Source organism: Streptomyces sp. NPDC034084, assembly GCF_055575535.1.
The window spans coordinates 719,814-746,095 of the sequence record NZ_JBVISK010000003.1 but is presented as its reverse complement, the minus strand read 5'-3'; the positions used below and the strand labels follow the sequence as shown (position 1 = coordinate 746,095).

The following is a 26,282-nucleotide window of genomic DNA, read 5'->3' as shown; positions in this document are numbered from 1 at the left end:
TCCATGGCCGTCACGAGCCCCGCGCCCGTGTCCAGAGCCGCCCCCATCGTCGTCGGCATCGCCTGGCCGCGCAGCGGGCCGGCCGGCCGGGTGGGACGCGTCCGTTCCGGTGGAATGGCCGAACTGTGCGTAGACCAGATAGGTGCCTGAGGCATGTAGTGGAGACGGCACCACAGTCCCTGCCACCGATTCGCCCCAAGCGAGGCCCCCATGACGAAAGCCGTGGCGTTCCCCCAGGACCGGACCTGCCCCTACCATCCGCCCACCGCCTACCCCCGGACCGCGGAGGAGCACCCGCTGACGCGGGTCACCCTGTGGGACGGGAGGCCGGTGTGGTTCGTCACCGGACACGCGGCCGCCCGCACACTCCTCGCGGACCAGCGTCTGTCGACCGACTCCACCCGCGACGACTTCCCGCTGCCGACGGAACGCGCCTCGGCGCTGCGCAGGCGCCGACGCGCGGCGCTGCTCGGCTGGGACGACCCCGAGCACAACGCCCAACGGCGGCTGCTGATCCCGAGCTTCACCCTCAAGCGCGCCGAGACCCTGCGGCCCCGCATCCAGGAGACCGTGGACCGGCTCCTCGACGCGGTGGAGGCACAGGGGCCGCCGGCCGAGCTGGTGAGCGCGTTCGCGCTGCCGGTGCCGTCGATCGTCATCTGTGACCTGCTGGGCGTGCCGTATGCGGACCACGACTTCTTCGAAGAGCAGTCGCGGCGGCTGCTGCGCGGCCCGACGGGCGCGGACACCGAGGACGCGCTGGCCCAACTGGAGGGGTACCTCGGCGACCTCATCGACAGCAAGCGCCTCAAGCCCGGGGACGGCGTACTCGACGATCTGGTGGCGCGCGGGTCCGGAGACGGCGGTCCCGAACGCGAGGAGCTGGTGCAGCTCGCCACGATCCTGCTCGTCGCGGGACACGAGACCACGGCGAACATGATCTCCCTGGGTACGTACACGCTGCTGCGCCACCCGGAGCGGCTGGCGGAGCTCCGGGCCGATCCCGGGCTCGTACCCACCGCCGTCGAGGAACTGCTGCGATTCCTGTCGATCGCCGACGGACTGCTCCGGGTCGCCCGCGAGGACATCGATGTCGCCGGGACGGTGATCCGCGCGGGCGAAGGGGTGGTCTTCTCGACCTCGGTCATCAACAGGGACGCCTCCACCTACAGCGACCCGGACACGCTCGACTGGAGCCGGTCCGCCCGCCACCACGTGGCGTTCGGTTTCGGCATCCACCAGTGCCTCGGTCAGAACCTGGCCCGCGCGGAGCTGGAGATCGCGCTCGGGTCGCTGCTGCGCCGGCTGCCGGGGCTCCGGCTGGCCGTACCCGCCGAGGAGATCCCGTTCAAGCCGGGCGACACGATCCAGGGGATGCTCGAACTGCCCGTCACATGGTGAAAGGAGCGGTGCGGAACATGGCGAAGGAAGCGGTGCCCATGCGTGTCTCCATCGACGCGGACCTCTGTATCGGCGCGGGACAGTGCGCCCTGACCTCCCCGGACGTCTTCACCCAGGACGACGACGGTTTCGGGACGGTCGTCCCGGGCCGGGAGGAGGGCGGCACGGGTCCGCTGGTCCGCGAGGCGGCCCGCGCCTGCCCCGTACAGGCGATCACCGTTCACGACCTCGCCGACGAGCCGCATACGTGACAGCGGCCCATACGTGACAGCGGCCCATACGTGACAGCGGCCCAAGGGTGATGAGGAGCCGGCATCGTCGCGCCGACGGTGCCGGCTCCCGCGTGCCCGGACGGCCCCGGCGAGCCATCGGCCGGCCTATGGGAGGCATTGGCTTCTTCATTGGATACCTATGGACCCCCGGCCTACTGTCGAGGACACCGCCGCACTCGACGAGCTCGCGGCAGCGCGCCACTCGGACCAGAGTGTCAGTGTGCACCCCCCGTCTCCGGGCCCCGCCGGGCCCGCCAACCCTGGAGCTCCCTGATGTCGAAGATCCTTTTCGTGATGACCGGTGTCGACCACTGGACGCTGGCCGACGGCACCAAGCACCCGACCGGTTTCTGGGCGGAGGAGGCCGTCGCGCCGTACGAGGCGTTCAAGGCCGCCGGCCACGAGGTCGTCGTCGCGACGCCGGGCGGTGTCGTCCCGACCGTCGACGCGGGCAGCCTCGCCCCCGAGGTGAACGGCGGCCAGGAGGGCGCGGACAAGGTCGCCGCGACGCTCGCGTCCATCAGCGAGATCAAGAACCCGATCAAGCTGGAGGACGTCCGTCTGGCCGATTACGACGCCGTCTTCTACCCCGGCGGCCACGGCCCCATGGAGGACCTCGCCGTGAACTCGACCTCCGGCAAGCTGCTGGTCGACGCCCTGCACTCGGGCAAGCCCCTCGGGGTCGTCTGCCACGGCCCCGCCGCGTTCCTCGCCGCGACCGACGCCGACGGTTCGAACGCCTTCGCCGGCCGCAAGGTCGCCGCCTTCACGAACGCCGAGGAGACCCAGGCCGGCCTCGCCGACAGGGCGAAGTGGCTGCTGGAGACCCGGCTCGTCGAATCCGGCCTGGACGTCCAGGCGGGCGAGCCGTGGGCGCCGCACGTGATCGTCGACGGCAACCTGGTCACCGGCCAGAACCCGTCCTCCTCCGCCCCGCTGGCCGAGGAGCTGCTGAAGAAGCTGGCCTGACACCATAAGGCGTACGCCGTACGGCATGCGGCCACGGACGGCATCGCCGCCACCGTGGTCGCGCCGAGCGCCTTCCGCGCCCGCCGGCCTGGACGCGGCCGCTCCACCCCCACTAGCCTCTCCCTGATCTATTCACTTAGTTGACTAGTTGCGGAGACGTCTATGAAGTCCTTTCGACAGGCCGTCGAGGCGAACGACCACGGGGCGATCGAGGCCCTCCTCGCCGAGGACGTCGTCTTCACGAGCCCCGTGGCGTTCAAGCCGTACCTGGGCAGGGCGATCACGGCGGCCATCGTGCGCGGGGTCTCCCGCGTCTTCACCGACTTCCGCTACGTCCGGGAGCTGACCAGTGAGGACGGTCGCGACCACGCCCTCGTCTTCGAGGCGCGGGTCGGCGACCGCGCGATCACCGGCTGCGACTTCCTCCACCTCGACGAGCAGGGTCTGATCGACGACTTCATGGTCATGGTGCGGCCGCTGTCCGCCGCGCAGGCGCTGGCCGAGGCGATGGGGGCGCAGTTCGACCGCATCGCGGCGGAGGCCGCGGAAACGCCGGCCTGACCGCGGCCGCCGTCGAGCGGCCCGACGTCCCGGGCCGGCCTCTTCCTTGCGGGAGGGACGGTACGAGTTCGGGGGTGCGGATTTGATGTACTCGCGACATGCCGACCCTGCCCCGCCGCTTCCTCCAGGCCCTCGACCGGTTCAACGCCGCCCACCCCTGGGACCACAACGCCCACTATCACCGGTGGATCATGCGGCGGCTCCCCGGCAGTTTCCGCCGGGCCCTGGACGTCGGCTCCGGCACCGGAGATCTGGCCAGGCTCCTGGCCACGCGCGCCGCGGCAGTGGACGGGATCGACGCCGACCCGGCGATCGTCGAGCGGGCCCGGGAACTGACCGCTCCTGATGTTCCGGTGACCTTCACCACCGCAGACGCGCTCAGCGGGCTCCCGGCTGCTTCGTACGACGTCATCACCTGCGTCGCCGCCCTGCACCACCTGCCGTTCACCGAAGCCCTCTCCCACTTCCGCCGGCACCTGGCCCCTGGAGGGACCCTGGTGGTCGTCGGTCTGTGGCGTGCCCGAAGCCCTGGCGACCATCTGCTCGGTGCCGCCGCCATCCCGCTGAACGCCGCCGTCGGGTGGCTCAAGAACAAGGGCCGCACGGCCGCACGGCCGGCCTCGATGACGGCGCCGGTCCAGCCGGCGACCATGGGCTTTCCCGAGATCGTCCGCGAAACCCGACGCGTACTGCCCGGTGCACGGCTGCGGCGCAGGCTGTTCTGGCGCTACACGCTGGTGTGGGGCCAGGAGTGAACGCGTGGCGCTCCTGCCGCCGGTCGGGCTCGGCCTGCGTCCGTCATTCCACGGGCCAGGTGTGAGCCGGGGCATTGAGGTGCATGAAGTCGATGTACTGGCCGGTCATCCGGCGCAGGGCGGCGGGCCGGTCGAGGTGGACCACGTCGTGGAGGTGGTGGAACATCTCCGTCTGCCATACGGCTCCGTTGCGGGCGGCGACGCAGCGCTGCTCGATGATGCCGAGCAGCGGCTCACGCCATTGCGCGTCCAGTCCCAGGGCCTGAAGGCCCCGGTGGGCGAGTGGCAGAAGGCGGCGCAGGACCAGTTCCGTGGCGGGCACCTGGCCCGTGCCGGGCCAGAAGAGTTCGGCGTCGATGCCGCGTCGTGCCGCCGTGTGCAGGTTCTCCTCGGCGGCCGCGAAGGACATCCGGGTCCACACCGGCCGGTCCTCGTCGACCAGGGCGCGGACGAGACCGTAGTAGAAGGCGCCGTTCGCCATCACGTCGGCCACGGTCGGTCCGGCGGGCAGCACCCGGTTCTCGACGCGGAGGTGCGGGACGCCGTCGACGACCGCGTAGACGGGACGGTTCCAGCGGTAGACCGTGCCGTTGTGCAGGGTGAGTTCGGCCAGCTGGGGGATCTCTCCGCGGTCGAGGGTCTCCTCGGGGTCCTCGTCTTCGCATACCGGAAGGAGCGCCGGGAAGTAGCGGGCGTTCTCCTCGAAGAGGTCGAAGACGTTGGTGATCCAGCGTTCTCCGAACCACACGCGGGGCCGTACTCCCTGGGTCTTGATCTCGTGCGGCCTCGTGTCCGTGGTCTGCTCGAACAGCGGGATGCGGGTCTCGCTCCACAGTTCCTTGCCGAAGAGGAAGGGCGAGTTCGCGGCGAGCGCCACCTGGACGCCGGCGATGGCCTGGGCGGCGTTCCAGTGGGCGGCGAACTGTTCGGGTGCGACCTGGAGGTGGAACTGGGTGCTGGTGCAGGCTGCTTCGGGCGTGATGGTGTCCGCGTAGGTCCGCAGCCGTTCCACCCCCTCGATCTCGATGAGCAGGTCTTCGCCGCGTGCCGCGAAGATCTGGTCGTTGAGGAGGTGGTAGCGCGGGTTCTCGGACAGCGCGTCGCGGTTCACGTCCTCGCGCTCGAGGCTCGGAAGCGTCCCGATCATGACCAGGTGCGCGCCGATGGCGGCGGCCTTCTCCTCGGCATGGTTCAGGGCGTCGCGGATCTCTCCCGCCCAGCTGTCGGGGCCGCCGGCGGTGAGACGGCGGGGCGGGATGTTGATCTCCAGGTTGAACCGGCCGAGCTCGCTCGACCAGGCGGGATCGGCGATGGCTTCGAGGACCTCCGAGCTGCGCATGGCCGGTCTGGCGGTCTCGTCGACGAGGTTCAGTTCGATTTCGATGCCGACCCGCGGCCAGTCGCGGTCGAAGCGCGCCTCGCGCAGCATGCGGGCGAAGACGTCGAGGGAGGCGTGTGTCCTGTCGCGAAAGCGGCGACGGTCGTCACGTGTGAACGTCAGTGCCGGGACGTCACGTCCCATCGGATCCTCCCGGGACTCGGCGGCGCGGATCCTCTCTCCTTCAGCGTGCCACCAGGAGGCGGTCCGCGCCCCTGGGCAGGAGAGCAGGAAGGTGAGGGCTGCCAGGACGGTCCCGCGGAGCCCGGGAAGGTGCAGGCGATCACTGCTGATGGCTGCGTCCGTGCTCGGTGCCTACGTCGAGCGACGAGACGTCCGCCTGAGCGCTGGTGAGTGCGTCCGGTACCGACCCGGGCCCGCGAACCTTTGAGAGCGCGGCCTGACGGTGGAGTTGGCCCTGACATCGCCATCAGGGCCCTCCTTTCCCACGGGGAGCAGTCGGTGGCCGTCGGCGACCGGACTCGGTCAGGAGTGCTCCCCCGTCTGCTCCTCCCGCCCCAGGCCCGGGCGCTGCTTCTTGGCGGCGTGGCCGCCTTCGCCCTCCAGGTCGGTGTCGCCCGCGCGTCCCGCCACGGCCTCCCGCGCCTCGTTTCGGGCCTGCTCGTCGCCGCTCTCCCCCACGGCGTCCGCCGGAGTCGTGCGAGCCTGGCGGCTCGGTGCGCCGTTCTCGTGCTTCTTCTCGCTCATGCTTGGTCCTTCCGTCGCAGCGGGCACAGGGCGCTCTTCATCGGTCCGGGCGATCATCCGGCGTCGTCCAGGAATCCCGCCTCTGCTCCGCCACCGGCGGCTGGGCGATACCCGCGGAGCGCCTTCTGCGGGCGGCCCGGCGCGAGCCCCACCAGAAAGCGGCGATCAGCAGGACGACCAGTACCACCCCCACCAGGATCAGGAGGAGCGAGGATGATCCGGTCGCGGCGAGTTCAGAGGCGGTCACAGTCGAGAGGGGCATGAATCGGCCTTCCTGTCGGACGAGAGAGGGGTCAAACCGTCGCGATTCCGCTGCTACCCCCGCATAGGCGAGCCAATCACTCCGCAGCGGATCATCGTCGCCCCCACTCTCCGCCTCGTACGTCCGCTCGGGCAGCCGCACCGCCCGACGCGCCGCTACGCCGCGGCGGCGTCGGTGTCCTCGGAGGGCTGCCGTTCGCGCACCGTACGGCCGCCCCAGACGCCGTAGGGTTCGGCCACACTGACGGCGTGCTCCAGGCACCTGGCCCGTACGGGGCACCGGTCGCACACCGCCTTGGCCGCTTCCTCCCGTGCCACCCGGTCCGGGCCGCGCTCGCCCTCGGGGTGGAAGAACACCTCGGTTCCCAGGCCGCGACACGCCGCCGCCCGCTGCCAGCTCCACTGGTGCTCCGCACGTCCGGGCAGATGCGACACCTTCGCCATGTCCGTACTCTCCTCAGTCCGTCGGCCGTACGTCTCCACTGACCGCTGAAGTCCGCTGAACTCCACTGACACGTCTGGCCGCGAAGGCCCGTATGAAACGTCCCGGGAGGTGCGGGGAGGCCGGAGTAGCGGTACGCGAAGGAGGCCCCGGACTCGGTGAGTCCGGGGCCTCCTTCACGTGTGGGCTCAGTAGGGCGGGCGACCGAAGGTCCCGCCCAGGCCGTAGTACGCGGCCAGCTCGTCGCGGTAGCCGGGCTCACCGAGGTGCTTCTCGCGGTGGAACTCGGGAGCGTCCTTGATCTGCTCCTTCGTCCGGTCCACGAAGATCTTCCTCTCGTCCACGTCGATCCGCACCACGGTGCTCGCCGGGAGGAGGACCTCCTTGCCGAAGATCCAGACACCGGTGTCCACGACGAGATAGGCGTCGTTCACCTCGTCGGAGTGCTTGTCCACCTTGCCGATGCTGCCGTCGGTCGCCTCGACCTTGTAGCCGGTCAGGTCGGTGCCGGCCAGGTGACCCGCGGTCGACTTGTAACTCCACACCTGCTCAGTCACGCGAAAACAACTCCTCCGGTTGCCAGGGGCGGCCGGTGCCGCTGCCATCCCCCGTTTCCGTCTGTCGTGCGCGGCGGAACGCGTTCCCGCCTGAACTCCGCCTGCCCCGGCCCTCGCGAGTCATTCCCGCCGTCTCGGGTGGCGTGCGCGGCAGGCGGGGGACGCGAGACCGGTGATCACTCCATACGACGCCGGTCGTCCTCGCTCCACGCGCGCGTGTCGCGCGGCTCGACGTACGGCTCCTCGTCCTCCGGCAGGCCCCCGGCGATGGCGCGCTGCCGCGCCATTTCCGCGTCGAACTCCAGGCCCAGGAGGATGGCGAGGTTCGTGATCCACAGCCAGACCAGGAAGATGATCACGCCTGCGATCGTGCCGTACGTCTTGTTGTACGAGGCGAAGTTCGCCACGTAGAAGGCGAAGCCGGCCGAGGCGATCATCCAGATCAGCAGGGCCAGGAAACTGCCCGGACTCACCCAGCTGAAGCCGCGGCCCTTGGCGTTGGGTGCGGCCCAGTAGAGGAGCGCGATCATGATCGTGACGAGGACGACGAGGACCGGCCACTTCGCGATCGACCACACCGTCAGCGCCGTGTCGCCCATGCCCAGGAGTGCGCCGGCCCTTTCCGCCAGCCCGCCGGTGAAGACGACGATCAGCGCGCTCGCGGAGGCGAGCAGCATGAGGGCGACGGTGAGTGCCAGTCGGAGCGGCAGCACCTTCCACACCGGGCGGCCCTCGGGCACGTCGTAGACGGCGTTCGCGGCGCGGATGAACGCGGCGATGTAGCCGGAGGCGGACCAGAGCGCCACGAGGAGGCCCACGACCGCGAGGAGTGAACCGACGCCGCTCCTGCCCTGCAACTGCACCACCGCGTCACTGATCACGTCTCGTGCCGCGCCGGGGGCGAGGGACTTGACGTTGTCCAGGACCCGCTGGGTCGTCGACTCACCGGCCATGCCGAGGAGGGAGACGATCACCAGGAGGCCAGGGAAGAGCGCGAGCACCCCGTAATAGGTCAGGGCCGCGGCGCGATCCGTCAGTTCGTCGTTCACGAACTCCTTGACCGTCCCTCGCAGCACGGCCTTCCAGGACCGCTTCGGAAGGTCGGTGGGCTGGTCGGGAGCCCGCTCCTCGACCTCCGGACCGGGCCCCGCACCGCCCTCCGGGCCGACCCCCGGACGCGCGTTTTCTTCCCTGTGCTCTCGCTTCGCGAAGTGTTCCATGTCTGTGCGGTTGTCCACGTCCGGGCCTCTCATGTGCGTGGACCGCGACTAGGCTGTGTGTCGAAAGTGGATCTGGTGCTGCGGATGATCACGGTTCATGGGTCGGGGAGATCTCACCCTTGGCCGAGGCGAAGGGGAGGATCACGTGGGACCTGAGCGTCGACTCCGCGGTCTGTCGTGCTCATCGGCATGCGGCTGGGGCCCGCAGGCAGGGTGACCTGCAGAAGGAACCGCCAGGCGGTGTGTTCACCGAACCCGAGGATCACGGACTGGGTCGCTCACGCGGCGGGTTCACCACCAAGTTGCACCTAGCCGTCGAGCAGGGTCGGAAACCCATGTCGATCGTGATCACGGCCGGGCAGCGCGGCGACTCGCCGCAGTTCGAACCCGTGTTGGACAAGGTCCGCGTGCCCCGCATCGGTCCGGGACGGCCACGCGTCCGCCCCAACCACGTGCGGGCCGACAAGGCGTACGCCTCCCGCAGGAACCGCGGCTACCTGCGCCGCCGCGGGATTCGCTGCACCATCCCGGACAAGGCCGACCAGGCCCGCAACCGCCGAAGGCTCGGTTCCCGCGGCGGCCGGCCGCCGCGCTTCGACCCGGCCGACCACCGCGAGCGCCACGCGGTCGAGTGTGGGATCAACCGCCTCAAGAGGAACCGCGCTGTCGCCACGCGGTACGACAAGCTCGCTGTCCGCTACGAAGCGACAGTCCTGGTCGCGGCGATCACCGAGTGGCTGTAATCCTTCACTGAAAAGGCATCGGGGTCCACGGCAACGCCTCCCGCCAGCCCTGTCGATCGTGAGCCCAGTCCATCATCACCTTGGCGGTCGACTCTTCTGGGCCGAACACTTCATGGAGCCTTGGAACGTGGGCCTGGTAGTGCTTGTCTGCACTGCCTTCGCGGTACTCGACCTGGTAGCTGAGGTCGTCGTTCAGGTACACCTGAATGTAATGCTGATCCACAGGCTCCAGATCGACTCTTTCCAGGATCACAAACCGGTGCGACAGGTTCATCTCAGACAGCAGGTCGTGCAGAACCTCCTCGGTCGGATCGTCCACGGTACGACCGCCCGCTTCAACTACACGCAGCACTGGCTTTAGCATGCACGCGACGGTACCGACCCATAGGACTCAACTGCCCAGCCGTCCACAACCTCCCGAGGCAGAACACCCAGGGCCTCTCGTTTGGATCACTGGTGGCGGAGGCATCCATGGGCCCTGCGGGTAGCTGCGCTGTCAGCACTACGGTCTACGGTGCGACCATGTTGTTTGCCCTGCCCGATGGTCTGCCTCCCGGCGGCTTCCTGTCTTCCGGTCCTGCACGCGTATGGGTCTCTGACGAATTTCCTCAAGATGTCGATCAGCTGTGGCCTCGCCTGCTGAGCGAGCAGAAAGCCTGCGGCCTGGTTCCGCTCTTGTGCCGGCCCGACGCTATGGGAAGGCAGCTCGGCCTGGACCACGTCGATGCCGTCCGCCTGGAGGAAGTGCTGGCCACGGACTTCGCCGAGTACCGGCGCAGGAGACTGCCCTTCTGGATGGACCCGACACCGGCCCCGGCGCCGGAAGGAGTCGAGCCATGGCCACACGACCCCGGGCCGCCCTTCGAACAGTGGCCGGGCCTGGCACCGCAGGTGCCGGCTGCGCCCGCAGGCCCGACGCCCGAGGCGGCGGCGGCAAGCCTGCTGACCTGGCTCAGCAAGACGGGACAGTTCGGGCTGGACGAGTGCCGCCTCGTACTCGTCCCTGCCCATCGCAGCAGCGACGCTCTGGCGTCGATCGGCTGGTCCGCGAAAGCACCGTTGCCTCTGCTGTGTGCACTCCTGCGGAGCTGGGAAGACCGCTTCGGCGCCCGAATCGTGGCGGTGTTCGGCAGCGAGCTGCACGTGTCGGTCGCCAGGCCACCCACTGAAGCAGAGCACGCGAACCTGCTCGCCTTGGAGCACGTGCTCTCGACCGCGAACAACATCGTCGATGATCCGCCCACACCGTTCCCCGAGTACGCGATGGACCTCATGGGACGGACTTGCTGGTCTTTCTGGTGGGACTAGGCATGACGGCTGTGCTGCCTGCGTCGTTGGTTCGGGTGTGCCGTTGACTGATGCCCAGTGGGCGAGGATCGAGCCGTTGCTCCCGGACCGGACACCGAAACGCGGGGGCCGGTGGAGAGACCATCGCGAAGTGATCGACGCGATCGCCTGGAAGTTCCAGACCGGCTCGCAGTGGGTCCACCTGCCGGCGAAGTACGGCAACTGGCGAGGCGTCTACAACCGGCTACGGATGTGGGCCATCGACGGCACGTGGGAGCGGGTCTTGACCACGCTCATCGCGCAGGCCGACGCCGAAGAAGACCTCCACTGGGCCGTCTCGGTCGACTCCACCATCGTGCGCGCTCACCAGCACGCGGCCGGGGCCCGCAAAAAGGGGCCCATGCTGGCGAGCTCGACGACCATGCCATCGGTCGGTCCCGCGGCGGACTGACCACGAAGATCCATCTCGCGTCCGATGCCCACTGTCGGCCTCTGGCCTCCTACCTCACGGCCGGACAAGCCGGCGACGCGCCCGCCTTCCCGCACGTGATGGCCCGCCTGCGCGTTCCGCGTCGACGAGGACGGCCCCGCACCAGGCCAGACCTGGTCCTGGCCGACGAGGCGTACTCTTCGCGGGCGATCCGCGACCACCTCCGCAAGCGCGGGATCCGCGCGGTGATCCCAGTGCCAGCCGATCAACGGGGCCACCGGCTTCGTCGTGGAAGTCGTGGCGGCAGGCCACCCACGTTCGACCGCGAGGCATACAAGCAGCGGAACACGGTCGAACGCTGCATCAACCGCCTGAAGCAGTGGCGGGGGCTCGCGACCCGCTACGAGAAGACCGCGACCATCTACCTGGCCGGACTCCACATCGCGGGCATCTTCCTCTGGTCTGCCCGATGATCCAAACGAAGGTCCTAGCCCGATGACGAGGCTGGCCGCGCCGCTCACCTTCCAGGAGAAGAAGCTGCGATCTTGACCCAGGCGGACGAGCTCAACGCCCACATCGCTCGGTTCCTCGAACACCACGGGTAGGCTCGTAGGTATGGGAATTGACTGGGAGAACATACTCGGCGCAAGCGGTAACGGCCTCGACGATGCCTACGACAGCGCGGTCTCCGCGGTCGTCTACAGCGATGACCCGGGGGAGGACCGTCCGCCACTGCCAGTCGGCGAAGAGTACGACGACACAGACGGCTTGCGCTGAACTGAGGAAACACCCCGGCAAGCCGCGGCGTTTCGCCATCAGGTCAGGGGTCAGTCAAGAGGCGGCCGAGCTCAACTCTGCGGCTCGATCGCCGCCTTCACCGAACTCGTCATCCCCGGCAACGGCACAGGTGACGGCCAGTACTACGGCACGGGGGTGCTGCCCGAGCACCGAGGTCACGGCCTCGGCCGACGGATGAAGGCCGAGTCGATCCGGCAGGCCCACAGGGACTATCCGGACCTCGGTGACCTCCTGACCGACACCGCCGACAGCAACGCGCACATACGACGGGTCAACGACGGTCTTGGCTACACACCCACGCACACGACACACCAGTATCAGCTCGACCTTCAGCAGAGAGCGGACGGGCCGGACCGGGACATCACCCCGCCCGGCCTGTCCGTGTTTTCGATACACGCCCTAAGGGGGGCGTGGCGCGGCCGGATCACTCCCACCCGCGCGCCGGCCGCACTCCCATCCGTACGTCCGCCGACCGGTCGGCCTCCGCCCTCGCGCCTGCCGCTCACTCGGCGGCACGTCCGCCGCTCACACGTCGTCTCGGAGCACCCGGACGCTCGTCACCTTCGTGTCGACGGCGTCGGGTACGACCATCCCCGCCTCGACTCCGGACCGGAGGTAGCAAAGGACCTCGCGGTCGAGCCGCTCCCCCGGCAGCACCGCGGGGATGCCCGGCGGGTACGGGGTGAGCATCTCGGCGGCGATCCGGCCTTCCGCCTTCTCCCAGGGGACCTGCTCCGTCGGCCCGAAGAAGGCATCCCGGGGCAGCGCCGCCTGTTCCAGCCGGAGCCCGGCCGGCGAGGGCACCGGTACGGGCTGGGCCGAGCGGAGCTCGGGGGCGTGGGCGGCCAGATCGGTGAGGGCCGTCAGCAGGGCCTCGGCCGTCCCCGTGTCGTCGGCGTGAGTGAGCTGGGCGCTGACGCGGCGGTGATCGGCGATGTGCAGGTTGACCCGGTGGTGCCGGCGCAGCCAGTCGGCCGCCCGGTAGCCGGTGACCTCGATTTCGCTGAGGTCGATCACGACCTGGAGGGGGTCCATGTCCGTGGCCCGGCCGGGGCCGCAGAAGTCGTCCCGGCCGTTCACCCGTATGCCGTCGATCCGGGAGATCCGGTCGCGTACCTGTGCGGCGAGGGTGAGCGCGTCGTCGTAGAGGGCCTTGCCGTGTTCGACCATCTGCCGGCGCCAGCCGTCCAGGGCCGCGTACACGAGGACGGAGGGGCTGGTCGTTCCGAGCAGGTCCTCGCGGCTCCTGAGCACCTCCGGCTTGACCAGGTCGCCCTGGAGGTGGAACACGGAACTCTGCTCCAGGCCGGATCCCATCTTGTGGACGGACGTGACGCAGACGTCCGCGTTCGCGTCCATCGCCCAGGTCGGGAGGGCGGGGTGGAACGGCAGATGCGCTCCCCACGCCTCGTCGACGACGAGGGGCTTGCCTCGCCGGTGACAGACCTCGGCGATGGCGGAGAGGTCCGGGCAGGTGCCGTACGGGGTCGGGGCGGTGACCAGCGCCCCGCGTGCGTCGGGGTGCTCCGCGAACGCCGCCTCGAAGGCGTCGGCGCCCGGGGCGTGGGCGAGGTGGAGTCCGGCGTCCCACCGGGGTTCCACCCACACCGGCCGGATACCGGAGAGGATGAGGCCTGACACGACGGACTTGTGGACGTCTCGTCCGACCAGCAGTTTCTCGTGCGGTCCGGCGACGGACAACATCGCCGACTTCACGGACAGCGAGCTCCCGCACGTGGAGAAGAACGCGTGGTCGGCCCCCACGGCATCGGCCATGAGTGCCTGGGCTTCCTCGATGACGCGCCGCGAGGACCTGCGGTCGTCCAGACCGCTGGTGGCGAGCATGTCGGAGCGGAACACGTCGTCGCCCAGCACCGCGCGGACCCGGGGGTCGGCGCCCCGGCCCTGTTTGTGGCCCGGTGGTGTGAACGGGGTCTGGCCGCTCTCGTGGTAGTCGGCCAGGGCATCGAGTACGGGGGTCTTGGACTGATCCATGGTTCACCGTCTCTCCGGTGAACGCCCGTGAAAACGGTCGTCGCGTCGAACGGCGATATCCGCGGGCCCACTCGGATGCCTCCAAGAGCGCCGACGGCCGCCCCTCACACCTCGCGCCACTTGGCCTGACCGAAGGAGAACAGCCCGAACATCGCGAGTCCGACGGCGACGGCGATCAGCAGCCATGGGCCGGCCGGGGTCTGGGCGAACGACCGTATCGCGTCGTCCGTGCCCTTGGCCTGGCCCGGGTCGAACGCGATCGACGCCTTGAGGCCGAAGAACCCGATCGCGGCGAAGACGAGCCCGCGCCCGACACCGCCCGCGATACCGGTCACGTCCATGAAGCGACGCTGGGACGCCGACATCCGTCCCCACTCCAGATGCTTGCGGTACTTCCGCAGTACCGCCCGGCCGGCGATCCACACTCCTGCTCCCAGAATGCCCGCGGCCACCGCGCCGACCCACCACTGCCCGCCCGGCAGGCCCAGCAGACGGGCGGTGATGTCGTGGCTCTGCCGGTCGGTGGAACCCGCGCCACTGCCCCGGTCCCCCGTGGCGAAGGAGAGGACGAGGAAGGACGAGACGGCGTAGAACACGAACCGCCCACCGGACAGGGCACGCTTGCCCGCGCGGTCGCCCTTCGGCCCGGCGGCGCCGAAGACGGCCTCCGCCAGCCGCCACAACGCCATCCCGGCGAGCCCGATGCCGAGCGCCCAGAGGAGGACGGCACCGAACGGGGACCCGGCGATGCCCGCGAGGGCCCCGCCCCGGTCGGCCTGCTCCTTCGTGCCCGTCAGACCGATGCGTACGGCCAGGGCTCCGACTAGCAGGTACAGCACTCCGCGCGCGACGAACCCCGCCCGAGCTGCCGCAGGTATGACGTCCCCTCTGGCCGCTCTGCCCATCTTGGCCATGGACGATCCCTCTGTGGTCATGTCGACTCGCTCCCCTCCACTCGATGCCTTCGGGTGCCCCGTCTCGCCCGGACGAATCCTCCGAGGCTTCGAACGAACGGACCTGACACGGAGACAGGTGGCGGAAGGCCCCACGACGCGGGCGAAAAGCGGAACGGCCTCACCGGAAGGGGGCGGTGAGGCCGTTCGGTTCTGCCCCGGGGGCCGCGCCCCGGGCCGGAAGGAGGTGTGTCCCTCCCGGAAGCGTCATACGTCCATGGGGGCCAGCATGCGCTCGCGCAGCCGTGCCAGATTCCGCGAGAGCAGTCGCGACACCTGCATCTGGGAGACGCCGAGCTTCTTGCCGATCTCCGCCTGGGTCAGCTCCTCGACGAACCGCAGATGGAGCAGCAGGCGGTCGCGCTCACCCAGTTCTTCCAACAGGGGCGCGAGGTCATGGAAGTTCTCGAAGAGCTCGAGCGCCGGGTCTTCCGCTCCGATGAGGTCGGCGAGCATGGTGCCGCCGTCTTCCGTGTCGCCGCCGATCGGGGCGTCGAGCGAGGTGGAGTTGTAGGCGTTGGCGGCGATCCGCGCCTCGATCACCTCGTCCTCGGAGAGGTTCATCAGGGCCGACAGCTCGGCCACACTCGGGTCCCGCCCGAGCCGCGAGCTGAGTTCCTCCGTCGCCTTGGCCAGCTCGACGCGGGCCTCCTGCAGCCGGCGCGGTACGTGCACCGACCAGGACGTGTCGCGGAAGAACCGCTTGATCTCCCCCACGATGCAGGGGACGGCGAAGCTGGTGAACTCCACCTCCCGGGAGATGTCGAACCGGTCGATGGCCTTGATCAGGCCGATGATGCCGACCTGGACGATGTCCTCCATCTCGTCGCCGCGGCCCCGGAAGCGGCCGGCCGCGTAGCGGACGAGCGACATGTTCATCTCGATCAGCGTGTTACGTGCGTACTGGTACTCGGCGGTTCCCTCCTCCAGCACCGCCATCCTGTCGAAGAAAACCTTCGACAGCTCGCGCGCGTCCTTCGGTGCGACCTTGCGGGGAGCTTCGAGTACGGGCAGGCCCCCCACGGTCTTGTCCGTTCCGGCCTTCATCTCCGTCGACGCTGCAGTCGGCACGCGATGACCCTCCTTCGTCGACAATCCGTCTTCCGTGGAGGGCTCGCCTACCCCGACTCTCACAAGGCATGCACATGAATTTCGAGATCGCCACTCCGCGGGGCGGATCCCTGTTGGGGCACGGACAGGGACGGGCGGCGGTCAGGCCAGGGGGAGGCGGGCCCGGACCCGCTTTCCCAGGGGGTGCGGTTCGACGCTCACGCTCTCGCAGACGGCGATGACGATCTCGACCCCGTGCTGGCCTACCCGAGCCGGGTCGTGGCCGCGCGGGACGGGAGAGCGTTCCACGGCGTCCATCACCGAGATCTCCAGCGCATCTTCGAACAGTTCGAGAGTGAGTCGACAAGGTCCCGGTGCGTGCCTCAGCGCGTTCGTGAGCAGCTCACTGACCACCAGTCGAGCCAGCTCGACCCGCTCGCGGGGAACCGGCTCGCGCGCGACCCGCCCGCGAGGAGCCCGCTCCCGGAAGGCCGGCTCGCGCCCCGCGGCGGCGAGGAAGTCGGCGGTGAACGCGCGGGCACCCGCGACCAGGCCCGTGTCGGCATTCGCGCCGTCGTAGTCGACACTCGCGCAGAGCACGGACCGCTGGGTCGCAGGCTCCGCGGTGATCACGTCCGTCATCCGCCCGCTCCTCCTTCACACGGCTCGCTGCCGCGCCTCGCACCTCATACAGCGCCCTTCCCTCCTCTGCGGTTTCCATTCCCCTCCGTACCGGGATCACGTACGAAAACACGGAAGAGGAGCCTCCCTCCGCATGCAAACCGGGAACGAGGGTAAGCGGCGCAGCGAGCTGGGCGGTCCGCGCCCTGACGGTGAAGGGGAGAAGCACTGTGTTGATGGCCCACCCCGCGGTCTTGAGCAACCTGATCGAGCAGTACGAGACGCTGAAGGTGCTGCACGCGGAGAACGGAACCACGGAGGTCCGGCAGCGACTGGACGACATCGCGTACACGCTGTGCGTCGCCACCGGCACACGTGACGTGGACACCGCGCTGGTCGCCGCCCTCCACCAGCTGCCCGGCGCGCGCCCCGAGGACGACTCGGTACTCGCCTGAATCAGCACACGAAGCCGGCGGGCCCTGGGAAGGGGCCCGCCGGCTTCGTCGTCACCGTGGTGGCGTGGGTACGTCGGTCTACCAGCGGTACCAGCGGCCCGAGCTGCCCTTCGGCCGGGCCACGAAGCCCACCAGCCACACCACGAGAACGATCACGGCGATCCACCAGAGTGCCTTCAGCGCGAAACCGGCGCCGAAGAGGATCAGCGCGAGCAGAAGGACCAGCAGAAGGGGAACCATTTCTCTCAACCTCCGGGTTGTGACTCGCCCTGCTCTCACTCCCTCTGGACCTGCGGATGAATGATCCGCTTGTGGTCCCGGTTTTACGGGGAGGGGCAGGGAATTCTGATCGATATTTTTCGAATGAAGCGAAGTCAGGCAGGCTCGTGCATAAGGAGCCGCGCCGGGCGCGGGTCAGATGCGGCCGCCGGTGAGCCGGGAGAGCGGGCCACGGGAACGCTGCCCGGACCGGCGCCCAAGGACGTAAGCGCCGGTGAGGGCGGCTGCGGCGGTGGCGGCGGTGCTGCCGACCGTGCCCTTGCGGGCTCGTACGGCGGTCCACAGCCATCCGCCCGTGCCCCGGACGGCCTGAGCGGCCGCGAGCGTCTTCTCGGCCACCGGGGCGGGGAGGGCGGTCAGCGTCCCGCTCACCGCTTCTCCGGATTCCTCCACCGCGTGGACGGCCTTGCCCTCCGCCTGCGAGGTGGAACGCGAAGTGTTCCGGCGGGGCGTGGTCTCGTTGCTCTTCTCCGATGCACTCATAGCCCTCGTCTAGCCACGTCCGGCGGTTGCAAACTCCTTTTATGTGTTCGGCTTATGTGTTCGGCGCCTTTCCGGAGATGGATTCACGGCGACGGGAGGTCAATCCGCCTCGACGAAGCTGTACGGAGGCAGCGGTCCCGCCGCGTAGGCCTGGATGTGACCGTGCTCCTGGTGGAGGCTGCGCAGCGCCTGCTGGAACTCGTCGCGCCGACCGCGTTCCACCAGGAACGACAGGTTGGCCAGTCGGCCGGCGGCTTCCGGCCCGCGCGCCACCGCCGCCGCGTACGGGGCGAGCAGGCGTTCGACGAGCGCGGCGTCGGCCTGCCCCCGCTCGGACAGGGCACGGGCGACCAGCTCGCCGAAGGTGCCCTCCTCCTCGTGGCTGCCGCTCGCCGCGCGGTGGGCGGCGTCCCGGGCCATCAGGTCGGGCTGCTCGGACAGGACCAGGTGCAGCACGGCCTCTTCGTCGTGGTGCACCCTGACGTTGAACTCGTCTTTTCCGTCGAGCGCCTCCAGCCTCTCCAGGTAGCGGTCGGAGTGCCTGTCCAGGATCGCGGCGACGGTCTCGTCGTCGGGGGAGATCCCGCCGAACCTCAGGGGCAGGACCGTTCCGTCCTTGCCGGCCTCGATCACGACGTGCTGGTGCGCCAGCAGGTCGCTCCGCTTGGGTTTCAGTTCGGTCGGCGCGTCGCTGCACAGGGCCACGAGGTCGCCGCTGCGTACGGCGCGTACGGGCCGGGGCGGATCGCCGACGCCCTCGATGTCGTCCGGAAGCTTCCGGTCAGCAGGGGCGATGCCGTAGACGTACGTACTCATTCCCTCTCCTCCCGTCGGGGGCCCGCCCCCTCCGTCCCCCGCTCCCCCGCTCTCGGGCTGGTGGAGGGCGTCGGAGATGATCCGCGCGCCTCCTCCCTGGGGATCCTCGGGGCCGGGGAGCGCGCACCGGACCCGGTGACGTCGTCGGGCGGTTCCGTGGCGTGTGCCGTGTCCCTGTCTCGTGTTACCGGGGACCCACCCCCCAAACCGGAGGTCACGCGCCGGACTTGAGACGCGGAGGAGAACGCCGGCCGCCGGGTGGCCCGTGGCCTCCCGACGGCCGGCACCGGGCGCGACGAGCCGTCGCGCGTACCCGCTCAGGGCAGCGGGGTGCCTCCGGTGGCGTTGACGATCTCGCCGGTGATGTAGCTGGAGCCGGGCGAGGCCAGGAACACGTAGGCCGGCGCCATCTCCGCCGGCTGGGCCGCACGCCCCAGGGGCGACTGACCGCCGAAGTCGCTCGTGTCCGGCATGGTCGCGGGGATCAGGGGCGTCCACACCGGCCCCGGCGCGACCCCGTTCACGCGGATGCCCCGCTCGGCCAGCATCTGCGCGAGGCCGTGCGTGAACGAGATGATCGCCGACTTCGTCATCGCGTAGTCGAGCAGGTGAGGGCTCGGCTGGTACCCCTGCACGGACGTGGTGTTGATGACGGAACCACCGCGTGGCATATGGGCCAGGGCCGCGCGGGTGAGCCAGAACATGCCGTACAGGTTCGTCTTCATCACCCGGTCGAACTGCTCGGTGGTGATGGCCTCGATCCCGTCCGGCTGCGACATCTGGTACGCCGCGTTGTTCACCAGGATGTCGAGGCGGCCCAGTTCGCTCACCGCACGCTCGATCAGGGCCTCGCACTGGCGCTCGTCGCGGATGTCGCACTCGACGGGCAGGGCCGTACGCCCCGCGTCGCGGACCAGGCGTGCCGTCTCGGCGGCCTCGTCCGCTTCCTCCGCCAGATGGGTGAAGACGATGTCCGCCCCTTCTCGCGCGAACGCCAGGCAGACGGCTCTGCCGATCCCCGAGTCCCCGCCCGTCACGACCGCCACCTGGTCCAGGAGCTGGTCGTGGCCGCGGTAGGAGTCCTCGCCGTGGTCGGGGCGCGGGCTCATGTCGTCGGTCGTGCCGGGATGTTGCTGCTGTTGGTCCGGGAAGGGAGGACGGGGGTGGTGGGACACCGGGTCGGGAAGTCGGGGGTCTTCCGGAGTGGACATCTGGCCTCCTGTTTCGGTCGTACGTGAGGGTGGGGGAAGGAGTGAAGTCGGGGCAGGCCACGGGGTGGCTCCCCCGGCCGTGGCCGCCGGGGTCAGGACGACGCGGGGTACGGCGCGGGCTTCAGCCGGCGGGCCAGGTGGGCGGTGTTGGCCGCGAGGGTCCTGGTCGCGGCGGCGGTGGCCTCGGGTGTCTTGTCGAGGTCCTGGTAGTCGGTCCCCTGCATGGCCTCACCCACCCAGTAGGTGACGGCGTTCGGAGCGAGGGTGAAACCGACGTCGTTCAACCCCTGGAACAGGTCGGCGCTGACCTTGTGGGCGCCGTCCTCGTTGCCGACCACGCAGACCGCTGCGACCTTCCCGTAGGTGAGCAGGCGCCCCTCGTCGTCGGTCTCGGAAAGCTCGGCGTTCAGGCGTTCGAGGACACGCTGGGCGACGCTCGACGGATGGCCGAGCCAGACGGGCGTGCTCAGTATGAGGATGTCGGCGCCCATGACGGCGTCGCGGATGTCGGGCCACTCGTCCCCGTCACCCATGTCGATCCGCACGCCGGGCCGCACGTCACGGTCGACGATGCGGATCGTCTTTCCGGTGACGCCGAGATCGCTGAGCGCGGCCATGGTCTGTTCCGCGAGCAACTGGGAGCTGGACGGCGCGGGAGAGGGCGTCAGCGTGCACACGAGCGCGACGGCGCGGAGCGGGGTGGTATCGGTGGTGTCAGTGGGTTCCATGATCTCCGGCTACCCCGGCAGCAGACCCGTATCCCATCTTTTCGACCGTTTGCAGACTGGTCCGCACGAAAGGTGCACGGCGTGCGGGGGCGGGCCGTGCCACGCACCCCACTCCTCGGATCAAGCGGGCGGGGGCACCCGCTCCGACTCCGGTGGCGGGCCCGGCGGGGTGCCGTCGCCGAACGGCCGGCCGCCGAGTTCCTCCCGGGCGTGCGGGGTGAGCCAGCCGCGGGTGTCCGGGCCCTTGGGGACGACGCCGGTCGGGTTGATGGTGTGGTGGACCACGTAGTAATGGGCTTTGATCTGCGCGAATTCGATCGTGTCTCCGAACCCGGGCGTCTGGAAGAGGTCCCGCGCATAGGCCCACAGGGCCGGCAGCTCGGTCAGCTTCTGCCGGTTGCACTTGAAGTGGCCGTGGTAGACGGCGTCGAACCGGGCCAGTGTCGGGAAGAGCCTGACGTCGGCCTCGGTGATGCTGTCGCCCACCAGATAGCGTCGGCGCGCGAGCCGCTCCTCGAGCCAGTCGAGCCGCGCCCACAACCGCTGGTAGGCCGTGTCGTAGGCCGCCTGGGTTCCCGCGAATCCGCATTTGTAGACGCCGTCGTTCACGTCCCGGTAGACCTTGTCGGCCACGTCGTCGATCTCGTCGCGCAGCTCGTCGGGGTAGAGGTCGGGCGCGCCGTCGCGGTGGTGGGCCGACCACTCCCGGCCGAGGTCGAGCGTGATCCGGGCGAAGTCGTTGGTCACCACCTGGCCGGTGGGAACGTCGACGAGCGCGGGGACGGTGATGCCGCGCTCGTAGTGGGGATCGCGTTTGAAGAACGCTTCCTGCAGCCGCTCGATGCCCAGTACCGGGTCCTTGCCGCCGGGGTCCAGATGGAAGGACCAGCTCCGCTCGTCGTGGATCGGCCCGGCGATCCCCATCGGGAGCGCGTCCTCGAGGCCCATCAGCCGCCGGACGATCGCCGCCCGGTTCGCCCAGGGGCAGGCCCGCGCGATGACCAGGCGGTAGCGCCCGGGCTCCACGGGCCAGCCGTCGCGGCCGTCGGCGGTGATCCGTGTCGTCAGGTAATTCCGTTCCCGCTTGAACTCCCCGTCACCAGCCATACTCCGAGCCTAACGGCGCCCGGCCGCCGGTACGCGCCGGGCCGCCACCGCGTGGGCGAAGGCGTCGGGGCGGTCGAACATGATGTTGTGGCCGGCGCCGGGAACGGTCACGACGTCCACGCCTGCCGCCCGGAGGGCGTCGGCGCCCGGCAGCTCGCCGCTCAGTGCGCCCTGGAGACAGACGCGCGGCACGCGCGCGGTGAGGAGCATCTCCCGCATCACGGGTTCGGTGCCGCGTACCAGGTGGGTGGCGGAGCGGTGCAGGGCGAGCGGGTCGGTCAGGCGCATGGTGGCCGCCCAGGAGGGTCCGACTCGTTCCAGGACGCGGGCGAAGCCTCCTCCCCGTACGAACTCCTCCTCCGTGTACGACGCGATGCCGCTGCTGCCCGCCGTGGGCTCCGGGTACGGGTCGAGGTTGCCCTCCGTGACGACGAGCCGTCCCACCAGGTCGGGCCTGCGGTGGGCGAGGACGATGGCGACCGCGCCTCCCATGCTGTGGCCGGCGATCACTCCGCCGCGCACCCGGGCGGCGTCGAGCGCGGCGGCGAGGGCGTCCGCGTGGTCCACCAGCCGGTACTCGAAATCGACGGGCCGGTCACTGATGCCGTGGCCCGGCAGGTCGACGAAGAGGATGTGCCTGCCCGCGAGTTCGGGTCGGGCGGCGATGTGCGCGTGGTAGACGGTCGACGCGGCGCCCAGGCCGTGCACGAACACCACGGCGGGCCCCTCGCCGGCCGCCTCGGTCCATCGGATGACGCTGCCCCGCTCGTCGAATCGCGCCTCGCGCACGGTCCACTCCCCTTTCGGATACCTCGCCCTCACAGTACTACGTTCACGTAGTACTACGTCGACGTGAGCCTGCTGCGAGAATGCGGGCATGCTGGAACTCTCGATCCTCGGTTTCCTCCACGAGACCCCGCTGCACGGCTACGAGCTGCGCAAACGCATCACCGCCCTCACCGGTCACGTACGCCCGGTGGGCGAGTCCACCCTCTATCCGGCGATCAAGCGCCTGGAGAAGGCCGGCTTCCTGGTCCGGGAGACCCGGCCCGGTTCCGCCGCCGCCCCCCGCCAGGTCCTCACCCTCACCCCTGCGGGCCGGGACGAGCTCCGGCGCCGCCTCGCCGACGCCGACGGCCCCGACGTGACCGACGAGAACCGCTGGTTCACCCTCCTGGCCTTCCTGCGCCACCTCGACGACCCCGCCGCCCAGGCCGCCGTCCTGCGCCGCCGTCTCACCTTCCTGGAAGAACCCGCCAGCTTCTTCTACGACGGCGAACGGCCGCTGCGCGCCGAGGAACTCGACGACCCGTTCCGCCACGGCATCCTGACCATCGCCCGTGCCACCAGCCGGGCGGAACTCACCTGGCTCCGCGCCACTCTCGCCCGCCTCGAGAGCACGTAGGAGCCGATCGAGGCGGTCGCGTGTGAGGCCGCCTACGGGTTTCCGCTCTCGATGACCTCCTGTTCGGCCCTCTCGACCGCGAAGCATGCGGCCGGGTCGCCGCCCTGGCGCCACCACTGGCGAGCCGCCCGGCACCCAGCCCGGAGCCGCCGACTTCTCCTACGGCGAGAGGGAGATGCGGCGCCACGACCACGAATCGCCCCGGAGCGAACGGGCGTTGCTCCACCTGTACTGGGCGGTCTCCGGCTGCGGTCTGCGCGCCACCCGCGCCCTCGTCCGGCTGCTGCTGGCCATGACGGCCACCGTCGTGGCGATGATGCTGTGGGGCATACCGAAGGACGACCAGTCCTCGAACCCACCCTCATCGGCCTCACGACCTTCGCCGTCCGCAACCGCGTCAAACGCTGGAACGAACCGCGTCAGAGCTGAACGGCGGCGGGTCCGGGACATGGCAAAGGCAAGGAGATGTCTCACCCTCCTTGCCTCTCTCAACGTATAGCGCACTGGGGGGCTTGCCGCAAGGACCCGGTCATGGCGCAGAATCGTGGGCCTGTGCCAGAAGCCGCGGAAATGGGGGCAAGACGTGCGTATGTTGCAGTCGGCTTACGGGGAGCGCGGTGACGTTCGGACCGGTGACGAGACCGGCCGTACGAGAGAGCTGGAGGTGCCGGTGAGGCGAACGGCCGGTGCGGTGTCATGGGGCAGGACCACCTCGGAGGGGTCGCGATGACCGAGCAGTACGTATGGGACCTTCACGAGATCGACCAGACACAGGGCGCGGCCGTCGGCGGCAAGGCAGCTCACCTGGGCGAGCTGTCGCGGATCGAGGGCATCCAGGTGCCGGCGGGCTTCTGCGTGACCACGGACGCCTTCCGGCGGATCCGGGAGGAAGCGCCGTCGGTCGGCGACCTGGTCGATGAGTTGTCACGCGTGGGCCCGGACGACCGGGAGGCGATCCGTACGCTCAGCGCGCGGATCCGTCACACCATCGAAGGCGTCCCCCTCCCCTCCGATGTCGCGGCGGCCATCACCCGCGCGCTCGCCCGGTTCGGCGAGCACGCCGCCTACGCCGTCCGCTCCAGCGCGACGGCCGAGGACCTGCCCACGGCCTCGTTCGCCGGCCAGCAGGACACGTACCTGAACGTGGTCGGTCCGACGGCGGTCCTCCGGGACGTCAGCCGGTGCTGGGCCTCGCTGTTCACCGAGCGGGCCGTGACCTACCGTCTGCGGAACGGCATCGACCACCGTACGGTCCACATGGCCGTGGTCGTGCAGCGGATGGTCTTCCCCCATGCGGCGGGCATCCTGTTCACGGCCGATCCCGTCACGGGCAACCGGAAGGTCGCCACCGTGGACGCCGGCTTCGGCCTCGGCGAGGCCCTCGTCTCCGGCCTCGTGAATCCGGATGTCTTCAAGGTGCGCCAGGGTGAAATCGTGGCCAGGACGATCACCGCCAAACAGCGTGCCGTCCAGGCCCTGCCGGCCGGTGGCACACAGCAGGTGGCGATCGACGAGCGCCGGCAGAAGGAGCCGGCGCTGACGGATGCGCAGGTCCTACGGCTCGTGCGGCTCGGGCGGCGGATCGAAGCGCACTTCGGCGGCCCGCAGGACATCGAATGGTGTCTGGACGAGGACGACTTCCGGATCGTTCAGAGCCGGCCGATCACGACGCTCTTCCCCACCCCCGATCCGGGCGACCAGGAGAATCACGTCTACCTCTCCGTCGGTCATCAGCAGATGATGACCGACCCCATGAAGCCGCTGGGCATCTCCATGTGGCAGATGACGGCCATGGCGCCGATGCTCGAGGCCGGAGGCCGTCTGTTCGTCGACGCCACCCCCCGCCTGGCCTCGCCCACGGGCCGCGCCGCGCTCCTGGACCTCGTGGGGAGGGGTGATCCGCTGATCAGGGACGCGCTGGAGACCGTCCTCGAACGCGAGGATTTCGTCCCGTCGGTCCCGGACACGGGTCCCGGCACGCCGCCGCCCGGCGGCGCGCCCACGCCGATCGAGACCGATCCGGCCATCGTCACGGGCCTGATCGAACGCAGCCGGGCGTCGCTCGCCGCCCTGGAACGCGACATCCGGACGAAAACCGGACCGGCGCTGTTCGACTTCCTGCTGGAGGCCTTCGAGGAGCACAAGCGGGTCCTCAGAGATCCTCTGAGCCTGCAGGTGATCATGGCGGGTATGGAGGCCACCTGGTGGCTCAACGACAGGCTCCAGGAGTGGCTGGGCGAGAGGAACGCCGCCGACACGCTGACCCTGTCCGCCCCGGACAACGTCACGTCGGAGATGGGACTGGCACTGCTCGACGTCGCGGACGTGATCCGTCCGCATGCGGAGGTGGTGGCGTTCCTGCGGGGCGTCGAGGACGAGGGCTTCCTCGACGAGCTGCCGAAGCTCCAGGGCGGCGCCGAAGCGCGCGACGCCATCGAGGCCTACCTCGACCGGTACGGGATGCGCTGCGTCGGCGAGATCGACATCACGAGGCCACGCTGGCGCGAGCGCCCCTCCACGCTCGTGCCCGTGATCCTCGACAACGTCAGGAACTTCGAGCCGGGCGCCGCCGAGCGGCGCTTCGAGCAAGGGCGACGGAAGGCGCGGGAGAAGGAGCGGGACGTGCTCGCGCGCCTGCGGGCCCTTCCGGACGGGGACCGGAAGGCCGACGAGACCCAGCGGATGATCGACCGGGTCAGAACCTTCATCGGATACCGGGAGTACCCGAAGTACAACATCATCAGCCGCTACTTCGTCTACAAGCAGGCCCTCATGGAGGAGGCCGACCGTCTCGTGCGGGCCGGTGTGCTGCCGGAGAAGGAGGACGTCTTCTACCTCACGTTCCAGGAGCTCCACGACGTCGTCCGCTCGAACGAGGTGGATCCCCGGCTCATCCAGCGGCGCAAGGACGCGTTCCGGTCGTACCAGTCGCTCACACCTCCCCGGGTGCTGACATCGGACGGTGAGGCCGTCAGCGGGGTGTACCGGCGCGAGGACGTGCCGGCCGGCGCCCTGGCCGGCCTGGCGGTCTCGGCGGGGACCGTCGAGGGACGGGCCCGCGTCATCCTGGACATGGCGGAGGCCGAGCTCGAAGCGGGCGACATCCTGGTCACGACCTTCACGGACCCCAGCTGGTCACCGCTGTTCGTCGGCATCGCGGGGCTGGTGACGGAGGTGGGTGGCCTGATGACTCATGGGGCGGTGATCGCCCGGGAGTACGGCCTGCCGGCCGTCGTGGGCGTGGACCGGGCCACCAGGCTGATCCGGGACGGCCAGCGGATCCGCGTACACGGAACCGAGGGGTACGTCGAGATCCTGTCCTGACCGCCGACACCGAGGCCGTCGGCGGTCGGGATGGTCTTCGGTTCCCGCACCCGGGCGTGCCGGTGCTCCCACC

Annotated in this window: 29 protein-coding genes and 2 pseudogenes; 13 read left to right on the top strand and 18 right to left on the bottom strand. The window is 69.8% G+C overall.

The genetic code is table 11. The annotated features are described in order from the left end of the window. Nucleotides 1-210 precede the first annotated feature (210 nt). The 5 genes from ACZ51I_RS14305 to ACZ51I_RS14285 all read left to right on the top strand — a co-directional run bounded on the left by ACZ51I_RS14305 (nucleotide 211) and on the right by ACZ51I_RS14285 (nucleotide 3,958). Nucleotides 211-1,401 (top strand): cytochrome P450, encoded by a 1,191-nt coding sequence (locus tag ACZ51I_RS14305; RefSeq protein WP_468875302.1) that lies wholly within the window; start codon nucleotides 211-213, stop codon nucleotides 1,399-1,401. A 38-nt stretch (nucleotides 1,402-1,439) separates the two neighbouring features. Further along, complete coding sequence (locus ACZ51I_RS14300) at nucleotides 1,440-1,652, top strand: ferredoxin (protein WP_468875649.1); 213 nt, start codon at nucleotides 1,440-1,442, stop codon at nucleotides 1,650-1,652. Between the two features lie 294 nt (nucleotides 1,653-1,946). Beyond that, nucleotides 1,947-2,642 (top strand): type 1 glutamine amidotransferase domain-containing protein, encoded by a 696-nt coding sequence (locus tag ACZ51I_RS14295; RefSeq protein ID WP_468875300.1) that lies wholly within the window; start codon nucleotides 1,947-1,949, stop codon nucleotides 2,640-2,642. Nucleotides 2,643-2,804: 162 nt separating this feature from the next. Then, nucleotides 2,805-3,203, top strand: coding sequence for a nuclear transport factor 2 family protein (locus tag ACZ51I_RS14290; protein ID WP_468875297.1), 399 nt, complete (start codon nucleotides 2,805-2,807; stop codon nucleotides 3,201-3,203). Nucleotides 3,204-3,301: 98 nt separating this feature from the next. Continuing rightward, on the top strand, nucleotides 3,302-3,958 hold the full coding sequence (locus tag ACZ51I_RS14285) for a class I SAM-dependent methyltransferase (protein WP_468875295.1): 657 nt from the start codon (nucleotides 3,302-3,304) through the stop codon (nucleotides 3,956-3,958). Nucleotides 3,959-4,001: 43 nt separating this feature from the next. On the opposite strand, the gene ACZ51I_RS14280 is transcribed toward ACZ51I_RS14285, so the two are convergent. The 6 genes from ACZ51I_RS14280 to ACZ51I_RS14255 form a co-directional block, all read right to left on the bottom strand. Further along, complete coding sequence (locus ACZ51I_RS14280) at nucleotides 4,002-5,480, bottom strand: glutamate-cysteine ligase family protein (protein ID WP_468875292.1); 1,479 nt, start codon at nucleotides 5,478-5,480, stop codon at nucleotides 4,002-4,004. A gap of 342 nt (nucleotides 5,481-5,822) precedes the next feature. Next, the gene (locus tag ACZ51I_RS14275; RefSeq protein ID WP_468875290.1) at nucleotides 5,823-6,044 is read right to left on the bottom strand and encodes a hypothetical protein; all 222 of its coding nucleotides are present in this window, start codon (nucleotides 6,042-6,044) and stop codon (nucleotides 5,823-5,825) included. Nucleotides 6,045-6,081: 37 nt separating this feature from the next. Then, nucleotides 6,082-6,306, bottom strand: coding sequence for a DUF6479 family protein (locus ACZ51I_RS14270; RefSeq protein ID WP_468875287.1), 225 nt, complete (start codon nucleotides 6,304-6,306; stop codon nucleotides 6,082-6,084). A 155-nt stretch (nucleotides 6,307-6,461) separates the two neighbouring features. Next, nucleotides 6,462-6,749 carry a WhiB family transcriptional regulator gene (locus tag ACZ51I_RS14265; RefSeq protein WP_468875285.1) on the bottom strand — a complete coding sequence of 96 codons (288 nt, stop codon included), beginning with the start codon at nucleotides 6,747-6,749 and terminating at the stop codon, nucleotides 6,462-6,464. 186 nt (nucleotides 6,750-6,935) lie between these two features. Then, nucleotides 6,936-7,304: a PRC-barrel domain-containing protein gene (locus ACZ51I_RS14260; RefSeq protein ID WP_468875283.1), complete on the bottom strand. Its 369-nt coding sequence runs from the start codon at nucleotides 7,302-7,304 to the stop codon at nucleotides 6,936-6,938. A 176-nt stretch (nucleotides 7,305-7,480) separates the two neighbouring features. Further along, nucleotides 7,481-8,524, bottom strand: a complete 1,044-nt coding sequence (locus ACZ51I_RS14255; protein WP_468875647.1) for a YihY/virulence factor BrkB family protein — start codon at nucleotides 8,522-8,524, stop codon at nucleotides 7,481-7,483. Between the two features lie 110 nt (nucleotides 8,525-8,634). Between ACZ51I_RS14255 and ACZ51I_RS14250 the strand changes: the two are divergent. Further along, a pseudogene (locus ACZ51I_RS14250) lies at nucleotides 8,635-9,267 on the top strand (IS5 family transposase); the annotation flags it as partial. A gap of 4 nt (nucleotides 9,268-9,271) precedes the next feature. On the opposite strand, the gene ACZ51I_RS14245 reads toward ACZ51I_RS14250, so the two are convergent. Continuing rightward, nucleotides 9,272-9,631, bottom strand: a complete 360-nt coding sequence (locus tag ACZ51I_RS14245; protein ID WP_467896988.1) for a hypothetical protein — start codon at nucleotides 9,629-9,631, stop codon at nucleotides 9,272-9,274. 158 nt (nucleotides 9,632-9,789) lie between these two features. Here ACZ51I_RS14245 and ACZ51I_RS14240 point away from each other — a divergent pair, with 158 nt between their 5' ends. From ACZ51I_RS14240 to ACZ51I_RS14225, 4 genes and pseudogenes are all read left to right on the top strand, one after another. Further along, on the top strand, nucleotides 9,790-10,575 hold the full coding sequence (locus ACZ51I_RS14240; protein WP_468875280.1) for a DUF4253 domain-containing protein: 786 nt from the start codon (nucleotides 9,790-9,792) through the stop codon (nucleotides 10,573-10,575). A gap of 37 nt (nucleotides 10,576-10,612) precedes the next feature. Beyond that, nucleotides 10,613-11,457 (top strand): IS5 family transposase gene (locus ACZ51I_RS14235; protein ID WP_468875277.1). Its coding sequence is split into 2 segments (ribosomal slippage): nucleotides 10,613-10,954 and nucleotides 10,957-11,457, totalling 843 coding nucleotides; the frame shifts between segments, so codons are not numbered across the junction. Nucleotides 11,458-11,599: 142 nt separating this feature from the next. Then, nucleotides 11,600-11,761: a hypothetical protein gene (locus tag ACZ51I_RS14230; RefSeq protein WP_467896989.1), complete on the top strand. Its 162-nt coding sequence runs from the start codon at nucleotides 11,600-11,602 to the stop codon at nucleotides 11,759-11,761. 81 nt (nucleotides 11,762-11,842) lie between these two features. Beyond that, nucleotides 11,843-12,112, top strand: a pseudogene (locus ACZ51I_RS14225) (GNAT family N-acetyltransferase); the annotation flags it as partial. A 195-nt stretch (nucleotides 12,113-12,307) separates the two neighbouring features. On the opposite strand, the gene ACZ51I_RS14220 reads toward ACZ51I_RS14225, so the two are convergent. The 4 genes from ACZ51I_RS14220 to ACZ51I_RS14205 all read right to left on the bottom strand — a co-directional run bounded on the left by ACZ51I_RS14220 (nucleotide 12,308) and on the right by ACZ51I_RS14205 (nucleotide 16,422). Beyond that, nucleotides 12,308-13,777: an aminotransferase class I/II-fold pyridoxal phosphate-dependent enzyme gene (locus tag ACZ51I_RS14220; RefSeq protein ID WP_468875273.1), complete on the bottom strand. Its 1,470-nt coding sequence runs from the start codon at nucleotides 13,775-13,777 to the stop codon at nucleotides 12,308-12,310. Between the two features lie 104 nt (nucleotides 13,778-13,881). Next, nucleotides 13,882-14,712, bottom strand: coding sequence for a DUF1206 domain-containing protein (locus ACZ51I_RS14215; RefSeq protein ID WP_468875271.1), 831 nt, complete (start codon nucleotides 14,710-14,712; stop codon nucleotides 13,882-13,884). 225 nt (nucleotides 14,713-14,937) lie between these two features. Then, entirely contained in the window at nucleotides 14,938-15,777 is an 840-nt protein-coding gene (locus ACZ51I_RS14210; protein WP_468875645.1) for an RNA polymerase sigma factor SigF, read from the bottom strand. A gap of 165 nt (nucleotides 15,778-15,942) precedes the next feature. Then, the gene (locus ACZ51I_RS14205; RefSeq protein ID WP_468875268.1) at nucleotides 15,943-16,422 is read right to left on the bottom strand and encodes an ATP-binding protein; all 480 of its coding nucleotides are present in this window, start codon (nucleotides 16,420-16,422) and stop codon (nucleotides 15,943-15,945) included. 209 nt (nucleotides 16,423-16,631) lie between these two features. On the opposite strand from ACZ51I_RS14205, the gene ACZ51I_RS14200 reads away from it, so the two are divergent. Next, complete coding sequence (locus ACZ51I_RS14200) at nucleotides 16,632-16,856, top strand: DUF5133 domain-containing protein (RefSeq protein WP_468875266.1); 225 nt, start codon at nucleotides 16,632-16,634, stop codon at nucleotides 16,854-16,856. Nucleotides 16,857-16,934: 78 nt separating this feature from the next. Here ACZ51I_RS14200 and ACZ51I_RS14195 read toward each other — a convergent pair whose 3' ends face one another. The 7 genes from ACZ51I_RS14195 to ACZ51I_RS14165 form a co-directional block, all read right to left on the bottom strand. Then, a complete protein-coding gene (locus ACZ51I_RS14195) occupies nucleotides 16,935-17,096 on the bottom strand; it encodes a DUF5670 family protein (RefSeq protein WP_267726685.1) in 162 nt (53 codons plus the stop codon). A 174-nt stretch (nucleotides 17,097-17,270) separates the two neighbouring features. After that, nucleotides 17,271-17,618 (bottom strand): hypothetical protein, encoded by a 348-nt coding sequence (locus tag ACZ51I_RS14190; RefSeq protein ID WP_468875263.1) that lies wholly within the window; start codon nucleotides 17,616-17,618, stop codon nucleotides 17,271-17,273. Nucleotides 17,619-17,717: 99 nt separating this feature from the next. Beyond that, nucleotides 17,718-18,434 (bottom strand): GvpL/GvpF family gas vesicle protein, encoded by a 717-nt coding sequence (locus tag ACZ51I_RS14185; RefSeq protein ID WP_468875260.1) that lies wholly within the window; start codon nucleotides 18,432-18,434, stop codon nucleotides 17,718-17,720. A gap of 317 nt (nucleotides 18,435-18,751) precedes the next feature. Continuing rightward, entirely contained in the window at nucleotides 18,752-19,645 is an 894-nt protein-coding gene (locus ACZ51I_RS14180; RefSeq protein WP_468875258.1) for an SDR family oxidoreductase, read from the bottom strand. A 92-nt stretch (nucleotides 19,646-19,737) separates the two neighbouring features. Further along, nucleotides 19,738-20,373, bottom strand: a complete 636-nt coding sequence (locus ACZ51I_RS14175) for a flavodoxin family protein (protein WP_468875255.1) — start codon at nucleotides 20,371-20,373, stop codon at nucleotides 19,738-19,740. 120 nt (nucleotides 20,374-20,493) lie between these two features. Next, on the bottom strand, nucleotides 20,494-21,480 hold the full coding sequence (locus tag ACZ51I_RS14170; protein WP_468875252.1) for a glutathione S-transferase family protein: 987 nt from the start codon (nucleotides 21,478-21,480) through the stop codon (nucleotides 20,494-20,496). A 9-nt stretch (nucleotides 21,481-21,489) separates the two neighbouring features. After that, nucleotides 21,490-22,269 (bottom strand): alpha/beta fold hydrolase, encoded by a 780-nt coding sequence (locus tag ACZ51I_RS14165; RefSeq protein WP_468875249.1) that lies wholly within the window; start codon nucleotides 22,267-22,269, stop codon nucleotides 21,490-21,492. Nucleotides 22,270-22,357: 88 nt separating this feature from the next. Between ACZ51I_RS14165 and ACZ51I_RS14160 the strand changes: the two genes are divergently transcribed. Further along, nucleotides 22,358-22,885 carry a PadR family transcriptional regulator gene (locus ACZ51I_RS14160; RefSeq protein WP_468875246.1) on the top strand — a complete coding sequence of 176 codons (528 nt, stop codon included), beginning with the start codon at nucleotides 22,358-22,360 and terminating at the stop codon, nucleotides 22,883-22,885. A 726-nt stretch (nucleotides 22,886-23,611) separates the two neighbouring features. After that, nucleotides 23,612-26,209, top strand: coding sequence for a rifamycin-inactivating phosphotransferase (rph, locus tag ACZ51I_RS14155; RefSeq protein WP_468875243.1), 2,598 nt, complete (start codon nucleotides 23,612-23,614; stop codon nucleotides 26,207-26,209). The last annotated feature ends 73 nt before the right edge of the window (nucleotides 26,210-26,282 follow it).

What these genes read in the sequence shown, in the direction of transcription:
- ACZ51I_RS14305 (WP_468875302.1), top strand. Translation starts at nt 211, where the DNA reads ATGACGAAAGCCGTGGCGTTCCCCCAGGACCGGACCTGCCCCTACCAT.
- ACZ51I_RS14300 (WP_468875649.1), top strand. Translation starts at nt 1,440, where the DNA reads ATGCGTGTCTCCATCGACGCGGACCTCTGTATCGGCGCGGGACAGTGC.
- ACZ51I_RS14295 (WP_468875300.1), top strand. Translation starts at nt 1,947, where the DNA reads ATGTCGAAGATCCTTTTCGTGATGACCGGTGTCGACCACTGGACGCTG.
- ACZ51I_RS14290 (WP_468875297.1), top strand. Translation starts at nt 2,805, where the DNA reads ATGAAGTCCTTTCGACAGGCCGTCGAGGCGAACGACCACGGGGCGATC.
- ACZ51I_RS14285 (WP_468875295.1), top strand. Translation starts at nt 3,302, where the DNA reads ATGCCGACCCTGCCCCGCCGCTTCCTCCAGGCCCTCGACCGGTTCAAC.
- ACZ51I_RS14280 (WP_468875292.1), bottom strand. Translation starts at nt 5,480, where the DNA reads ATGGGACGTGACGTCCCGGCACTGACGTTCACACGTGACGACCGTCGC.
- ACZ51I_RS14275 (WP_468875290.1), bottom strand. Translation starts at nt 6,044, where the DNA reads ATGAGCGAGAAGAAGCACGAGAACGGCGCACCGAGCCGCCAGGCTCGC.
- ACZ51I_RS14270 (WP_468875287.1), bottom strand. Translation starts at nt 6,306, where the DNA reads ATGCCCCTCTCGACTGTGACCGCCTCTGAACTCGCCGCGACCGGATCA.
- ACZ51I_RS14265 (WP_468875285.1), bottom strand. Translation starts at nt 6,749, where the DNA reads ATGGCGAAGGTGTCGCATCTGCCCGGACGTGCGGAGCACCAGTGGAGC.
- ACZ51I_RS14255 (WP_468875647.1), bottom strand. Translation starts at nt 8,524, where the DNA reads ATGGAACACTTCGCGAAGCGAGAGCACAGGGAAGAAAACGCGCGTCCG.
- ACZ51I_RS14245 (WP_467896988.1), bottom strand. Translation starts at nt 9,631, where the DNA reads ATGCTAAAGCCAGTGCTGCGTGTAGTTGAAGCGGGCGGTCGTACCGTG.
- ACZ51I_RS14240 (WP_468875280.1), top strand. Translation starts at nt 9,790, where the DNA reads ATGTTGTTTGCCCTGCCCGATGGTCTGCCTCCCGGCGGCTTCCTGTCT.
- ACZ51I_RS14230 (WP_467896989.1), top strand. Translation starts at nt 11,600, where the DNA reads ATGGGAATTGACTGGGAGAACATACTCGGCGCAAGCGGTAACGGCCTC.
- ACZ51I_RS14220 (WP_468875273.1), bottom strand. Translation starts at nt 13,777, where the DNA reads ATGGATCAGTCCAAGACCCCCGTACTCGATGCCCTGGCCGACTACCAC.
- ACZ51I_RS14215 (WP_468875271.1), bottom strand. Translation starts at nt 14,712, where the DNA reads ATGACCACAGAGGGATCGTCCATGGCCAAGATGGGCAGAGCGGCCAGA.
- ACZ51I_RS14210 (WP_468875645.1), bottom strand. Translation starts at nt 15,777, where the DNA reads ATGAAGGCCGGAACGGACAAGACCGTGGGGGGCCTGCCCGTACTCGAA.
- ACZ51I_RS14205 (WP_468875268.1), bottom strand. Translation starts at nt 16,422, where the DNA reads ATGACGGACGTGATCACCGCGGAGCCTGCGACCCAGCGGTCCGTGCTC.
- ACZ51I_RS14195 (WP_267726685.1), bottom strand. Translation starts at nt 17,096, where the DNA reads ATGGTTCCCCTTCTGCTGGTCCTTCTGCTCGCGCTGATCCTCTTCGGC.
- ACZ51I_RS14190 (WP_468875263.1), bottom strand. Translation starts at nt 17,618, where the DNA reads ATGAGTGCATCGGAGAAGAGCAACGAGACCACGCCCCGCCGGAACACT.
- ACZ51I_RS14185 (WP_468875260.1), bottom strand. Translation starts at nt 18,434, where the DNA reads ATGAGTACGTACGTCTACGGCATCGCCCCTGCTGACCGGAAGCTTCCG.
- ACZ51I_RS14180 (WP_468875258.1), bottom strand. Translation starts at nt 19,645, where the DNA reads ATGTCCACTCCGGAAGACCCCCGACTTCCCGACCCGGTGTCCCACCAC.
- ACZ51I_RS14175 (WP_468875255.1), bottom strand. Translation starts at nt 20,373, where the DNA reads ATGGAACCCACTGACACCACCGATACCACCCCGCTCCGCGCCGTCGCG.
- ACZ51I_RS14170 (WP_468875252.1), bottom strand. Translation starts at nt 21,480, where the DNA reads ATGGCTGGTGACGGGGAGTTCAAGCGGGAACGGAATTACCTGACGACA.
- ACZ51I_RS14160 (WP_468875246.1), top strand. Translation starts at nt 22,358, where the DNA reads ATGCTGGAACTCTCGATCCTCGGTTTCCTCCACGAGACCCCGCTGCAC.
- rph (WP_468875243.1), top strand. Translation starts at nt 23,612, where the DNA reads ATGACCGAGCAGTACGTATGGGACCTTCACGAGATCGACCAGACACAG.